Here is a 14,964-nt window from a genome sequence, read left to right on the forward strand (position 1 = left end):
GGCGGAACCGTTCGCATCGATGCCACCACCGGCACCATTTTCTACAAACCGGCGACCGGATTCAAAGGCACCGACACGTTTACCTACCGCGTCAACGACGGCAGCGGTTTGACCAGCACCGGCACGATCACGGTCGAAGTCTTTGACTTTGTGCCACGCGACGTGTTGCTGAACTTCTTGGCCACCGACGTGGATCCGAGCCAGATCAGCGGCATCAAGCTGACGGGCACCGACGACTCCAACACTGCCGTTGAGATTCCACTGTCATTCACCGGTGATAAGCCTTCGTTCAAGGACATTTTGCCGGGCACGTACCAGTTACAAATTCCGTCACTGCCGTTCTTTGACAACGGATCGGCGGCTCAGAATATCACGGTAACAAGTTTGCCTGAGGATGGTGACACCACCATCGACATCTCGCTCGGACGCCTTCGTCCCGAATTCATCACGATCCGTGAATGGTTGGGATCGACACCGAAGCAGTCGTTGTTAGTCGCGGTGGAGCCTGGCAGCACGAACGCGGTGGTTGTCCCCACATCGGCGGTCAAGACAATTACCAATCCGACGGTTGCATTGGATTCAACCAGCAAGAATCTGACGATCAGCGGCACCAAGACCACGACATCCTCGACCGGCTCGGTGACGACGTCGCAGGTCAAGGCCACGTTGCCGACGACCGCGGACCGACGGGTGCAATCGCTGGGTCAGTCCGGCGGAATGCAGCTGTACCGAATCAGCGTCGAAGAGAAGGACGTTACGTTTGCGGCAGACACCGCTACGGCGGCAACCGCGACCAGCACTACGGAATCCTCAAGTACGGGTTCGTCCTCAAGTGCAGCTCAGGGCGAATTCGTCGAGTCGAACACCAGTGCCGCTTCGCTGGCGGCCAGTCAAGGTGACGCGGGGACGATCGGGGTCAGCAGTGGTGACGACGCGTGGGTAGGCGAATCGTTGCTACGTTCTCAGTTAGCGAGCTCCTCCGCCGTGTCCGCGAACGTGGACGCCGTCGATGATGCGATGAGTCAAGTCGCGTCCGAGTTGACTCGGATTTCCAAATCGGGTGACGCGATCGCAGAGCAAGCGACGGCTGAAAACCCGCTCGTCGATCAAGCGATCGATGCGGCCATCGCTGCGGATCTGTAGGCCGCAGCGCGCTTTAAAACGGCATTCTCCGCCGCCGATTTCGTCAAAAAATCGGCGGCGGTTTTCGTTTTCGGCCGCCCGCGATTTGGCGATTCGCACCGGTTCTGGAGCTGGAAAACCGTAAAAGTGCGTATTTTTCGGAAAAATAAAGTTTACCATTGACAGCACAGGGGCTGATGCTAGGCCCCCCTGTGCAACCCCGTTTCCAGCCGTGATTGGGGTCTAAAAACGCCCCTATTGCAGAAAACACTGAAAAACGTGGGCTTTTTTGGGCAAAGCCGGGTTGCGTCAGTGGCATGGCCGACATAACACTTTGCCCTATTGAAAACATCGAGCTATCAAGCTCAACCCAGACTACTCTCACCCTGTGATAAGAAGGTTGTTGCACATGGCTAAAGCCGCACCCAAGGCAGCCCCACTAAAGGCTCCGACCAAGACTCAGATTTTGGCTAACATTTCTGAAGCGACCGAATTGACGAAGAAGGACGTTGCTGCCGTCTTCGACGCGTTGACCGCTGAAATCGAAAAAGCGATCAGCAAAGGTGGCCCAGGCCAGTTCGCAATCCCAGGTCTTTGCAAAATCATCCTCAAGGACGTTCCTGCAAAGCCAAAGCGAAAAGGCCGTAATCCTGCCGACGGCAGCGAAATCTGGTTGAATCCTAAGCCAGCGAGCAAGAAGCTTTCGATCCGACCTTTGAAGGGTCTGAAAGAAATGATCTAAAAACCCAACTGGGTTTTGACGATTTTCCGATCGCCCCCGTCGCGGGGCGAACAAAATAGAAGTAGCTGGCCAGCCAACGATTGCGATTTGGTTGCCAGCTCTTTTCGTTTTACGACTTCTCTTGTTGCGTCACAAAACCTCTTTTTGTGGCCCGTCGCATTGTTTCTCGGCATTTGATCCCCCATCGACGGATCACGGACGGCATTTACTGACAAGAAAATCACGGCATTGGTATTTCGTGAATTTTCTTATTTTTGTTAAAGGTCCAAGTCAGAACCAATTTCCTTCGATTCTCTCGGTGTTCGACATGCGACAACTTTGCCTCGGAACCTGCATGTTTGCGTTGGCGTTAACCAGCGTTGGCTGCAGGCAAACGACTGGCCCGACTGCGGGCGGACCGCTCACACCGGTCGGCCCCATGGCCCCGGTTGGACTTACGCCTGCACCGATCGGAGGCATGGGAGCCAGTTCGGCGATCAGCCCGCTGGGAGCTTCCACGCGAGTGCCACCACCGCCCAACAATTCATTCCAGAATCCTAACGGTGCACCTGCGGGATTTGTCCCCTACGGACAAGCCAACGTGGCACCGTTCCAATCGCCTCTCAGTGCCCAACCGTTTGATTCGTTCTCGTCAAACCCTTCACCCGCTTCGGGGTTGCAACCAACCGCACCACCACAGCTCGCACAAGTCTCGGGCAATGCCTACGGTGATCAAGCCATCGGCTCAGGCGTGGCCACCGCGAGTTGGCAAGAAACCCGGTCGCAAATCAATACGGTCTCCGGCACGTTTGCAAATCCAAACAACGGTAATCCCGGATCGGGATATGACGCGGTCGACTCGGTGCCCCGCGTTCGGTTTAACGGAATGCAAGTTCACGATTTGACGGGCGCCCCGAAGACTCCCTACACCGTGGCTCCGGCGACAACCTACGCTGCTCCGATGCAAACGAACACATTGAATACGATGAGCCGCGGTTACTATCCGCCTGCAGTGGACAATGGCAACCGGATCAATTTGGCTCCGCATCGTGCACCGGCCGAGTATCAAACCAGTCCGCAATACAATCCACAGCCAATTCCAATCTCCGAACGAGACCGCAACATCAACGCGTCGGACATGGCCCCTCAGTCACAATACGGTTCGGATTCGCAATATGGTTCCAGCGGCGACCAATTCAGCTCCGTCGCCAACGCCAACGCATTCCAACCGGCCCCGGCATTGCAACCACTAGCACCCTCGACACAAGGTGCAACGACGGTCAACGCATTCGAGCAGCAGAACCGTCCATCGGCCGAGCATCAACCCTATACGGCGATGGAGCCCGCGTTTCAAGGTGCACGACGTTTCACGACGCCGGTACCAAGTACCGAACCTTTGAACCGGCCCGCAGAGCAAACGGCAGAAAACAACGACACGCTTCGCTGGGGTCGACCACGAACCGCGTTTTAGCTCGGAACAAACCATCGCGTCCGCAATCGTCTTGCCGCCCGTGATCATTGGGGCTTCGGAAGCTCGTCATACTCGCCACTCTCTCTAGTGCGGGGCGAGCATCGAGAAGGTCGAGTCGATTGAGGCAAATCCGAATTGTGGATCTTGTCTTGGTCGGTTGACAATCGCCGACAACAATTCTTGCAAATCTTCGATTGGTTCTGGCTTGCTATACAAATAGCCTTGTCCAAAGTCACATTTCAGATCACGCAACTGCTGCAGTTGACGCGTGGTTTCGATCCCTTCGGCAATCACTCGGGTATCCAAATTGTGAGCCAATGTGATGATCGCATGGATGATCGATTCGTAATCGTCACCGACCTCCATCGTCGAAACAAACGATCGATCGATTTTCAACACATCGATCGGGAATCGATGTAAACAGCTAAGCGAGGAATGACCGGTGCCGAAGTCATCCATGTGCAAGCGGATGCCAAGGTTACGAATCTCGCTTAAACAATCAACGATTTGCTCGGGGCTATCCATGATCATCGATTCGGTGATCTCGAGGTTTAGCTGATTCGGTGATACGTTCTCGGTTTCGAGGACGTCTTTTAGCAGGTCCACGAAACCCGCATCGGCGAGTTGTCGTTTGGACACGTTCACGCCGATCGAGATGGGAGGGCCGTCACCGCGGGCTTCATTTAACCGATGAATGGTGCGACATGCTTCTTCGAGGATCCAGCGACCAATAGGCACGATCAAACCGATTTCTTCGGCAACCGGAACAAACTCGGCGGGACTGATTAAACCTTTAGTTGCGTGGTCCCAACGAACAAGCGATTCGAGTCCGACAATGACTCCCGTATCGATATCGAAGATGGGTTGATAGACCAATCGCAGTCCCCCGTCTTTCAGCACGGTACGCAGCGCTTCTTCGAGCTCGAGTCGCTTCAGGACCGATTCGTGCATGGCGTGGTCGAACACCGCCAAACACTGTTTTCCGCTGAACTTGGCGCGGTACATCGCCAGATCGGCGTTTCGCATTAATTCTTCGGGCGTGGTCACCGAATCGTTCGAAAATGCAATCCCAAGGCTGGTTCCGAGCGTTAATTCGTGACCGCTGACGGTGTAGCGGCCGATCAGGTTGGTGCGAATTTGTTCGGCGAATTCGGTCGCCACCTCTTCGCTTGCGACATTGCCGAGGAAGATCACAAATTCGTCGCCACCAAGTCGCGCCACCAAATTTTTGGTTTTCGTTTCCGCGCTGCGTGAAACGGCATCGACCGCTGCTTGCAATCGTTCGCCGATCGCAACCAACAACTCGTCGCCAACGGCATGTCCGAGGCTGTCGTTGATGATTTTGAAGTTATCCAGATCCAAGAAAATCAGCGCATCGCAATTCCCTGTACAAAAGGAACGATTGGCGAATCGCGACTCGAGCATTTGTTTCAAGTGCGTCCGATTCGGCAGATTGGTCAGCGAATCATGGGTCGCGGCATGCTGCAGTTCGGATTCCGCCGATTTGCGTTGGCGGATCTCAACGTGCAATTGCTGATTTGAACTGCATAACTGTTTTAGACGCCCGACCATCGTGTCGATATTGGTTGCCAAATCACCAAACTCGTCATTGCGATTGATTTCCGAGCGAGCCGAAAAGTTCCCGGTTTCTCCCATCCGCGTGGCATGTTGCGACAATTGGTTCAGCGGATTGATCACGATTTGCTGCAACAACAGCAACAAGATCGAAAGCACGACAAAGGCGGCTGCGACGAGCGAACCAATCGCATAGTGCATTGCGATCCGGCCCTCTTGGGAAATGTTGCGTTGGACCAATGCATACGTCGACAATACGGGATTGCCTTGAATGTCAAACAACGTCCCTTGCGCGACGAGATTCTCTTCGTCGACTTCACGAATCGAGATCGGTGCTGCGGTCGCCTCGTTTCTCTGGCCCTCACCGTTACTCTGGTCCACACCGTTACGCATGGACACCGGCACGATTTGGTGTGAGGCCACCGTTAATGGATCAATCGCATCAACTTGGAAAGCAACGTCGGTCTGTTCCGCTTTTGCTGCAATCGCTTGACGATCCAAGAAGCGACCGACCACGACCGCACCTTCCACGTGATCGTCCTCGTCACGAGTGATAGAGCGTGCCAGCACGATCATCGGACCTGCTTCGGTCATGATGACCCCGCGTGTTTCCGACGCATCGGATGCCGATGCGGAAAGCGATGCCGCGATCACGGGATGCCCAGACGTCCAATCGTCACTGGGAAATGATGTGATCCTGGCTTGTTTTTGGTGGTTGAATTGCGGCTTGTGGCTTGGCGGATGGATCGATTGCCAGACGACTTTGCCGTCGTGATTGACAACCGCAAACATGTCCAGATGACGATCCGAATACGATTGTCTGCTTTGGCTGCGTCGCTGAAAACATTCCCGCGTCTGATCGACGTAATCTTGCAGCGAGTCCCAATCGGTTGGCAGGTCTAGGACCAAGTGCAAATTATCGACGTCCCGTTGGATGCTGGCGTGGCAACGCTGCAAATCCTTGGTCGCCTGAAATTGTTCGAGAGCGACGAAGCGTGGCATCACCACGTATTGATGGATCGCGGTGTCAATCACCACATAGGTGATAAAGACCGCGATCAAGGACAGCAATATTTTCAGTCGCAGATTCATTCAGCCAAGTCCTACCCCGCCAGCACGCACGTCTCGTTCGGGCAGCATGACTTGCAACGACAACAACGCAACATCATGTCATGAACGAATACGGAACGCGGGTGCCGCCCTTGCGGACACCAACGACAAACGTTCCGTCAAACTGTACGACAAAATTTAGATGCAACTGCGAATGCAGCTTTTCAGAAATCCGAAGCTTCAGCGGCGCGGATGGCGCAGACGTTAGAGACCGAATAAACCGACCCGCTGCCGGCCGCAAATTCGCTCATGGAAGCTCCGATTCGGAGCGAGCTTCGCGTGCTGGGCCGCTGAAACGATGGTCGTGACGTCGGATATTGGGGGGGTGAGCTTGTCGTTTGGCCTTCAGGGCAATGACCTCTCCACCGACGAAGCATATTGCGGATTTGGTACGAGATTACCGCGTTCATGTTCGCCGCTTGGCCGCAAGTCTCGGTTTCGCGGCGGCGTTTCGCTAGCGGATGGGCGCAGGACCGTCAAAAACGGCCCTCACGCCTCTTCTAGGCCGCTTCGTCGTAGTACCCGGCCTCATCCCGACCATCGCCGTCCCAGTCGCCTACTACGGGCTGGCTGTCTCCGCTAGGGCGTGGCACTTCGATCTGAAGGTCGTTGCTGGTGATCTTGCGGTCGCCGTCGGTATCGATGATCCACACATCGCCGCGTACGACTCCGATCTCGTCGATCCCGTCGCCGTTAAAGTCACCGACAATCGGTTCGTCACCAGCGCGTCCAAATTCGACTTTCTCGTCGTTACGAGTCCAGCGTCCATCGCCATCGGTATCGAGCATCCATGTACCGCCGCGGAAAACGGCAATCTGATCAATGCCGTCGCCATTCCAATCGCCTGCGATCGGGGTGTCGACTTGTTCACCGTACTGGAACACATGATCGACGGCATCGGCACGCAAGTTGCCATCGTTGCCCCGACGCAAAAATCGCTCACGATCTTCGCCACGGTCGTCAACATGTTTGGCCAATTCTGCGGCCGACAATTCGCGACGCCGTCTGTTTTCGGGATCGGGAAGCCCCGGATCCTTTTTGATACGTTGCGGGTCACGGTGCCATTGACGTCCAAAAATCGCGACGTCGTCTTTGCCGTCACCATCCCAGTCGCCGACGACCGGCCGATCCAGCTCGGTACCCAGCTTAATCCACATGTCCCCTTCGTCCCAACGTCCATCCCCGTTCAAATCAACAAACCAATGTCCGTTGACGAACAGCACTGCTTCGTCTTTGCCGTCGCCGTCAAAGTCACCGGTCAAGGCGACGGCATCTTTTTCCCCCATGGTCAAGCGATTGGCAATCTCCATCATTTCGCCATCGGCGTTGACGATCACCCAGCGACCTGAGGTGTGCTCGCCCTCGGTCCAGTTCTCTTGCATCGAGGTTGCCCCGACGGTCTTGATCACTGCCGAACCATCCTGCGCCGATCCTCCGGGGAAGCCCCCGTTGATCACACTGAGGTGCCACGACACCGCCCATTCATCATCCGCGATCATGGGTCGACGGATCGATTGAATCTCACCAAAACCAACCAAGCGAATCGAAGGATCGAATGTCTCAATCGGTGCATAGACTTTAATGTCTTCGATCGGATCTTCGATCAGTTGAGGGATCGCAGGTTCAGTGATCGCGATCTCGCTAAAGTTATTGCTGCGACTCGATCCCCCCGCCCCCAAATTGATGAACAAAATTGCGTCATCGCGTGGATCCGTCGCTTCGCTGAGTGCCAATGTCTGGATACGGATGGCATCGTCTTGGTCGAGAACGTCCGCCGGGTTAACCGCAACGCCGCCGGTGGAACCAGCAGTATCCAGACCGTCAATGAAGTTGTCGGGTTGCACCTGATAAACACTGTAGGTACCAGGACGAAGTCCGGTAAATTCATAGAAACCAAATTCATCGGTCGTGACACGGATCACGCCATCGGGATAGACGCCCGCGAGTGCCCGGTCGGATGTGAAGGCTTCGCCGAGCACATTTCTCAGTTCAAGAGTCACGCCGCCGATTCGCAAGTCATCATCGGTCAACAATCCGTCTTTGTAATCACGCAAATCTTCGGCGTTCGGTGGTGTGTTTGCCGGAATCGCCGAACCGTCTTGGAACACGTAGCCCGAGATCGTCGCGGGGGGAACTTCCGGAAAATCATAGTCCACTGCGTTGGTGCCGCCGGTCAGTTTGATCCCGCTGATCAGGTCATCGCCGGTCACGGTGCCGCCCGCGGATCCAGGCAACGCTCCGCCGTCAAACAAATCGACGGGCTGATGTTCGTGCACCGAGTAGATGCCCGGCGCGAGGTTATTAAATTCGTAGTTACCAAACGCATCGGTACGTGTTTGTGCAATTCGGTTGCCCACTTCGTCCAACAACTCGATCAGAATATTACCAAGCGGAATATCGCCCGAATTGAAAACGCGGTCTAAATCGGTCTCTTTCCATACCGAACCTGAAATGGTCGAGGGTTCGCGTTCGCAGAAGTCATAATGGACGACGTTGGCCCCAGCGAGCAAATCGAGTGCCAGATGATCGTCACCGATCACTTCGCCGCCGCCGCTGCCGATACTCTGTCCACCTTGGAAGAAGCCGTCGGGTTGAATTTCGACAATGTGATAACGTCCCGGTGGCAAGTTGCCAAAGCGGTACAATCCGCTGGCATCGGTCGTCGTTTCGGCAATCCGGTTGCCCTCTTCGTCACGCAATTCGACACGCACCCCGGCAATCGGCTTTTCGCCTTCTTCGTAGGTGCAGTTACCGTTGCTATCGACATGCACGTAGCCGCTGATCGAACCGGGCAACAATTCACCAAAGTCATAATCGACGACGTTGCGACCGGTGGCAAGTTTCAGCCCTGTCAAGTCGGCGCCGAGGATGTTACCACCGCCGCTGCCGATGTGTTGGCCGCCTTGGTAATAGCCTGCGGGTTGATGTTCAAAGATTTGATAGTCGCCAGGGGCGAGGCCTTCGAATCGGTAGCGTCCATTAGCATCGGTCACGGTGGTCGCCACCACGTTTCCGTTGCCGTCTCGCAAATCGACTTTCACACCTGCGATCGTTGCTTCAGCAGAATCACGCTGAAAATCCGCGTCCGCATCGATGTACACGACGCCGCTAATCGATCCGGGTGGCAGTTCACCAAAGTTGTAATCGACAACGTCATTGCCCGCGGACAGTTTCAGTCCGGTCAAGTCCTGGCTGATGATCGTGCCACCACCGCTACCGATATGCTGCGCCCCTTGGAAAAAGCCGGTCGGTTGTTGTTCAAAAATCTGATAGTTGCCTGGTGCCAGCCCCTCGAACAAGTAGCGGCCGTTGGCATCCGTGACGGTGGTCGCCACGATGACGCCCTTTTCATTTCGCAACTCGATTTTCACACCACGGATCGGGCTTTCGCCAGTGTCCCGTTGGAAGTTGCCGTCGGCATCGATGTAGACCACACCACTAATTGACCCCGGTGGCAATTCACAGAAATCGTAATCAACAATATTGGCGCCGGCCATCAAGGTCATGCCAAGCAGGTCTTGGTCTAGCACGACTCCACCACCGCTGCCAACGACTTGGCCACCTTGGAAGAAACCATCAGGTTGCTCTTCAAAGATTTGGTATTCGCCGGGACGCAAACCTTCGAAACTGTATTGTCCGTTTACGTTGGTAGTGGTGCGTCCCAGGACTTGACCATTGCCGTCTCGTAATTCGATCATTACCCCGGCGATCGGGGCTTCGTCGGGATCACGCACACAATCGCCGTTGCTGTCGACATACACCACGCCGCTGATCGAACCGGGCATCAGTTCGCCAAAGTTGTACTGGGTTAACCGATCGCCCCAGCCAATTGGAATGCTTGAAATGACATCGTCAACCGAGTCATTACCGCCACCGGAACCGGCTTGTTGTCCCCCTTGCAACCATCCGGTCGGCTGCATTTCGCGAACCGTATAGGATCCGGCTGGCAGATACGTGAACCGGTACGCTCCGTTGGCGTCGGTGCGAGTGGACGCCACTTTTTCGCCATCGCTATTGAACAATTCCACCAACACGTTGCCGATTCCGGCTTCACCCGTATCGCGGCGATTGTCGTTGTCGCGATCGTCGTAAACGACGCCGCTGATTTCCGCGGGTGGACGTTCACAGAAATCATAATCCACGGCGACCTCGGCCGATGCCAACGTGATCTTGCTGATCCGGTTGGGCGGATCGGCCACGCCACCGGCTGAACCCGCGTGCGAGGTGCCTTCGAAGTAGCCGTCCACCACCCCTTCGATCACGGTGTATTCGCCCGGCGCGATGTTGGTGAACGAATACTTGCCTTCGGCATTGGTGGTGGTCCGAGCGACTTCGTTTCCGTTAACGTCGATCAAGCGAATCACGACGCCCGACGGAGTGATCTCGCCTTCGTCGTAATCACAATCATCATCGGCGTCGACATGCACTCGGCCTGAAAGCGTCGCCCCGACCAATTCGCCAAAGTTGTACTCGACTCCGCCTTGACCCTGCTTTAGCTCAATATCGACCAACGAATCGCCGTCGTTTCCGAGTTGTCCGACGCGTGTTCCCGAGACCGTGCCGACAGCATCTTTCCCGTCATAATAATTATTGGGTTGTGATTCAAGTAAGCGATAGACGCCGGGAACAATCCCCTTGAACTCGTAACGTCCATTTACATCGGTGACGGCGGTAGCGACGACCTTGCCACTTGTGTCGATCAACGAAACCGTGGTTCCGGCGATGCCTTCTTCGCCACCGTCGCGTTTGCCATCATCGCTGCGGTCGTGATAAACATAACCGCTAATTGTCGCCGGCGCGATCTCGCAGAAATTGTACTCAACACCACGCCCATTGGCGGTCATCGTGATCTCTTGGATCAACCCGCCACCGACCGCGGTCCCCGAGGCGGAACCGTCGACAACACCAACATGGGCACCGCCATCAAGGAGTCCCGCCGGTGTGTATTCAACGATCCGGTAGTTTCCGATTGGCAGCTCATCAAACTCGTAACTTCCGTCGGCCGCCGTGCGAGTTTCGGCAATGATCGTACCGAAGGAATCCTGCAGCACCACACGGACGCCTTCGAGCGGCTTGTTGCCCGGAGCGTCGTGGGGGCCTTCGCAATCTTCGCCAGGTGCCACCAAGTAGACGAAACCGGTGATCGAACCAAACGGCGTTTCGCCAAAGTTGTAATTCACACCGTCGCTGGCCCCTGCCAACACGATGTCATGAATCGCATCGCCGGGGTTTTCGGCGCGTCCAACGACGCGGCCATTGATCGTTCCGGGCGTATCGAGACCGTCGTTCAAGTAGCCGGGCTGGTCGACTTCGATGACTTTATAAGTCCCCGGTGCCAAGCCGTTAAACGAATAGGAACCGTCCGCGGCGGTGGTCACGGTCACTGCGGATTGCGCCGAGATCGTGTTGATCGGAACCAATTGAACGCGAACCCCAGCAATCCCGGTTTCGCCCACGTCCTTGTGACCATCGTTGTTGTCGTCGCGATAGACATAGCCAGACACCGACGCCGCTTGGGCTTCGGCAAAGTCGTAGCGGACCGCGTCGGTATCACCGAGCGGAATATCGATATCGGCTAACACATCGATCGATTCCACGCGACCGCTGGCAACGCCGTCGACAGCCCCCGGAATGGCGCCGACGCTGAACAGCCCATCGGGCTGGGTTTCGACAATGCGGTAGCGTCCGGGGACAAGTCCCAACGCACGAGGAAAGACGTATTGTCCATCGCCATCGGTCGTCGTGTGGTGCCCGGTATCGACGTAGCGATTGGTGGCTTCATCCCATTTGAACAGCGTAATTGTCACGCCCGCGACCGCCGATTCGCCAGCGTCGCGGGTCTTGTTCAAATTGTTGTCCAACCAGACCTGGCCCGCGATCGAGATTGGTTTTGCGATCTGGCCCGTGGTCGCGACGGCTGCCGCGGAGCGGTTCGGACGACTGTCGGCGCCGGTCCCTTCGTCGGGAGGCAAATTCAGATTGTGATCTTTCGCAGGATCGCCGTAGTCATTTAAGAAGACCGCATCTGCGTGTGATGTCTCGTAGTGCGGGGCGTTAAAGGTCGCTTCGAGAATCGAGTCCTGGAACTCTTGCCCCGACGCGATCACATCCAAGCGGCTATTGAACTGATCCAGATCCGGTAGGTTGCGTAGCACTTCATCGACATCAATCGAGAATTCCAAACGGTCCCCAGCTCGGAATCCCGACAATCGCAGCACCAATTCTTGGCCGCCATCTTCGACTTCGGCGGTTGCTTCGACCGTGTGCCCGTCGGCGGTCAGAATACGAACGATTTGAAAGTTATGAGCGCCGTTCTTGCCACGGCCGCCGAGTTCGGTGTCATAGATCAAGTCACCGACGGAGATTCCATCGTTGTCTTTGTCGGTGCGGATGCGAAGTTCATTCAACTCCGTACCAGCCGCTCCGCCAGTGAACGAAAGGATAAAACGGTCGCCTCGCGAGTCGCTACCGACGTCTTGATCCGATTCCAAATAATCGGTCTCGATATAGACGACGCCAACGTGAATGGGATCGGCCGCGAACAATCGACGACTCTCAAGCTTCTCGGACGTCAACATTCGTCGTTTGACGTTCTTGGTCCGTGTATTGCTTTGGATCGATCGGCTGCGTTTTGATTTCCAAATCACCCGAGGCACCTCCGTGTGCGATGAACAAATAGGATCGTTTCTTTCGCTTCCGCGAGAGAAACGATTGAGCAAACTTTCGCAGTGCGAAAGGCGGCTCATGATGGGTTGTATTTTTTCTACTTAGGACAGACTGCGAGCCGGTCCGTGAGGGCTACCGTTCAATCGGGGTCGTTCCCTCCGCGATGCGGCTGCCCGAGCGATGCAGTTCATCCAGACTCCATCGTCGAAGCGTGGCATCAAACCCACCTGAAAACAAATGTCCGCCGGTTGCGGTCAGCGTCGAGACCGTCCCGACATGGCCATCGAGCCGGTGGCGGATGACGCCGGTATCCGTATTGACAATGTGGATGACGTTATCGGATCCCGCCACGGCAATATGTTGACTATCGATGGTCGCGATCGCAAACAGACGCCCCGACGTGACGGCAATGCTATGGATTTTCTTTTGATTCAAGGTGTCATAAACCGTCACGACGCCGTCTTCGGCCACTGTGATCACATTGTTGCTATGCGGATGAAACGCGATGTCACGAATCCGGGCTGAATGCAAGTGCGGTTCCGCGATCAAGTTGCCGGTTTGCGGATCGAACAGATGCAGATCCCCGCTGCGACCTCCGACTGCCAAAACTCGCATATCATCGCGATAGGCAACACTGCGAAGATCGTTGCAATCGCACGAGAATTTGGGGGTTTCGTTGCCGATCGCGCCAATGATGAAAACTTTGGGGTCGAATCCGACAGCGGCGATCTTGGTTCCATCGGGAGCAAAACAAACACAGGCCAGCGCCGGAGTCCCCTGCATCCGCTGGCCAATTTCAAACGATCGTTTGCGATCCCAAATGATTAATTGGCCATCGTTCCCGGCGGAAACCAGCGAATCGCCAACATTATCAAACGACAAACTGCGAATCAGATCTCGATGCCCCTCGAGCGTGTGCTGCACTTTGAGCGTCGCAACATCGATGATACGAATCCCAAAATCGTCTCCTGCTGCGGCCAGCAGTTCGCCGCGTGGATCGGCTGCGACCGCGGTCACGACCGGTGGCGTCGTGCGATCGCCGATCGGCTGCAAGCGGATGACACGACTTGGAAACGAAGGATGCCCCAGCGCATTGGCAATCGTGGGTGTTTGTGCGAGCAAAACGTCCGCAGTACCGACGGCGATCATCGCCGTGGTGGCTGTTGCAATCCAAGTACGGCGTGAAACACAACGCGGCATGTCTGATCCCTCAAAAACGAACGAGTAATCTAGGGCCAGTACGCAGCGTGAATTTCGTGTTTCACAGTGCTGTCTACGGAAATGTCGCCGAAACGCTCGACATGGCCGCGCATAGACCCAGTTACTGTCTAAATCGGCAGTCCGAAAAACCGTCATGAACGGAATAATCGGAAAAGTCGAATTTGCAAACCCGCAGAGGGGGGACTAAACACCGGTTGGCCACGACACGATTGCTGGCGGTCGCGGCGTGATCCCGGTGCATCGACTTTTGCAGCAGTGCGCCACGCGGTGGAGGGCGTCGTCCGCTTGCCGCGAGTCGACACGTCGATTCAGAGCGGGCGGCGACCGCTTGCCGCTCCGCTAAAAATCAACTCGCTCGTGCGATTACTCCTCCAAGCGAAACATGACGGTCGCCAACGGTGGCAGGTCGACCGAAATGCTATCAGGGCGATCATGGTGGCCTTCGCCGAACGTTTCACGACCGGGGTAATTACCGACGTTTGATCCGCCGTATGCTTCCCCGTCACTGTTGAAAATTTCTTTCCAGAAACCGCTCGCCGGCACTCCCACGCGATAACCTTTGCGAACCACGGGAGTGAAGTTGCTGCACACCAAAATCGGCGGCGTACCATCGAGCCCCTTTCGCAAATAGACCAACGTGCTCTCATCGGCATTCATGCAATCGATCCACTCGAACCCCTCGCCGCTGAAATCGAGTTGATGTAGTGCAGGGTTCTCGATCACAACCTTGTTCAAATCGGCGACCAACTGCTGCACGCCTCGATGGGTGGCGAAATCCAACAGGATCCAATCAGGACCATCATCGTGATTCCACTCGCTCCACTGAGCGAATTCGCCCCCCATAAACAACAGCTTCTTACCCGGGTGCGTCCACATGTAGGAATACAACAAACGCAGGTTGGCAAATTTCTGCCACATGTCGCCTGGCATCTGGCTGATCAGCGATCCCTTGCCGTGCACCACTTCGTCGTGCGACAGCGGCAACATAAAGTTTTCGGTGAAGGCATAGATCAGACTAAACGTCAGCTCGTTTTGATGGTACTTGCGATGAATCGGTTCGTTGTGCATGTAGGACAAC

Annotated in this window: 7 protein-coding genes; 3 read left to right on the plus strand and 4 right to left on the minus strand. The window is 55.7% G+C overall.

Going from position 1 to position 14,964, the window contains the following annotated elements:
• The 3 genes from ABX962_RS13715 to ABX962_RS13725 form a co-directional block, all read left to right on the plus strand.
• Window positions 1-1,143 (plus strand): Ig-like domain-containing protein (locus ABX962_RS13715; RefSeq protein WP_372720298.1); only part of this gene is annotated, 1,143 nt, incomplete at its 5' end.
• A gap of 388 nt (window positions 1,144-1,531) precedes the next feature.
• Window positions 1,532-1,864, plus strand: a complete 333-nt coding sequence (locus ABX962_RS13720) for an HU family DNA-binding protein (protein ID WP_008693142.1) — start codon at window positions 1,532-1,534, stop codon at window positions 1,862-1,864.
• 307 nt (window positions 1,865-2,171) lie between these two features.
• Window positions 2,172-3,314 (plus strand): hypothetical protein, encoded by a 1,143-nt coding sequence (locus ABX962_RS13725; RefSeq protein WP_372720300.1) that lies wholly within the window; start codon window positions 2,172-2,174, stop codon window positions 3,312-3,314.
• 84 nt (window positions 3,315-3,398) lie between these two features.
• Here the strand turns inward: ABX962_RS13725 and ABX962_RS13730 are convergent, their stop codons facing one another.
• The 4 genes from ABX962_RS13730 to ABX962_RS13745 all read right to left on the minus strand — a co-directional run.
• A complete protein-coding gene (locus ABX962_RS13730) occupies window positions 3,399-5,981 on the minus strand; it encodes an EAL domain-containing protein (RefSeq protein WP_372720302.1) in 2,583 nt (860 codons plus the stop codon).
• Window positions 5,982-6,499: 518 nt separating this feature from the next.
• On the minus strand, window positions 6,500-12,574 hold the full coding sequence (locus tag ABX962_RS13735; RefSeq protein ID WP_372720308.1) for an SdrD B-like domain-containing protein: 6,075 nt from the start codon (window positions 12,572-12,574) through the stop codon (window positions 6,500-6,502).
• A gap of 223 nt (window positions 12,575-12,797) precedes the next feature.
• The gene (locus tag ABX962_RS13740; RefSeq protein WP_372720304.1) at window positions 12,798-13,865 is read right to left on the minus strand and encodes a WD40 repeat domain-containing protein; all 1,068 of its coding nucleotides are present in this window, start codon (window positions 13,863-13,865) and stop codon (window positions 12,798-12,800) included.
• Between the two features lie 384 nt (window positions 13,866-14,249).
• Window positions 14,250-14,964 (minus strand): alpha amylase C-terminal domain-containing protein (locus ABX962_RS13745; protein ID WP_372720306.1); only part of this gene is annotated, 715 nt, incomplete at its 5' end.

The sequence above is a fragment of the Novipirellula sp. genome (assembly GCF_041583735.1).
Classification (GTDB): domain Bacteria; phylum Planctomycetota; class Planctomycetia; order Pirellulales; family Pirellulaceae; genus Novipirellula.

What these genes read in the sequence shown, in the direction of transcription:
- ABX962_RS13740 (WP_372720304.1), bottom strand. Translation starts at nt 13,865, where the DNA reads ATGCCGCGTTGTGTTTCACGCCGTACTTGGATTGCAACAGCCACCACG.
- ABX962_RS13720 (WP_008693142.1), top strand. Translation starts at nt 1,532, where the DNA reads ATGGCTAAAGCCGCACCCAAGGCAGCCCCACTAAAGGCTCCGACCAAG.
- ABX962_RS13725 (WP_372720300.1), top strand. Translation starts at nt 2,172, where the DNA reads ATGCGACAACTTTGCCTCGGAACCTGCATGTTTGCGTTGGCGTTAACC.
- ABX962_RS13730 (WP_372720302.1), bottom strand. Translation starts at nt 5,981, where the DNA reads ATGAATCTGCGACTGAAAATATTGCTGTCCTTGATCGCGGTCTTTATC.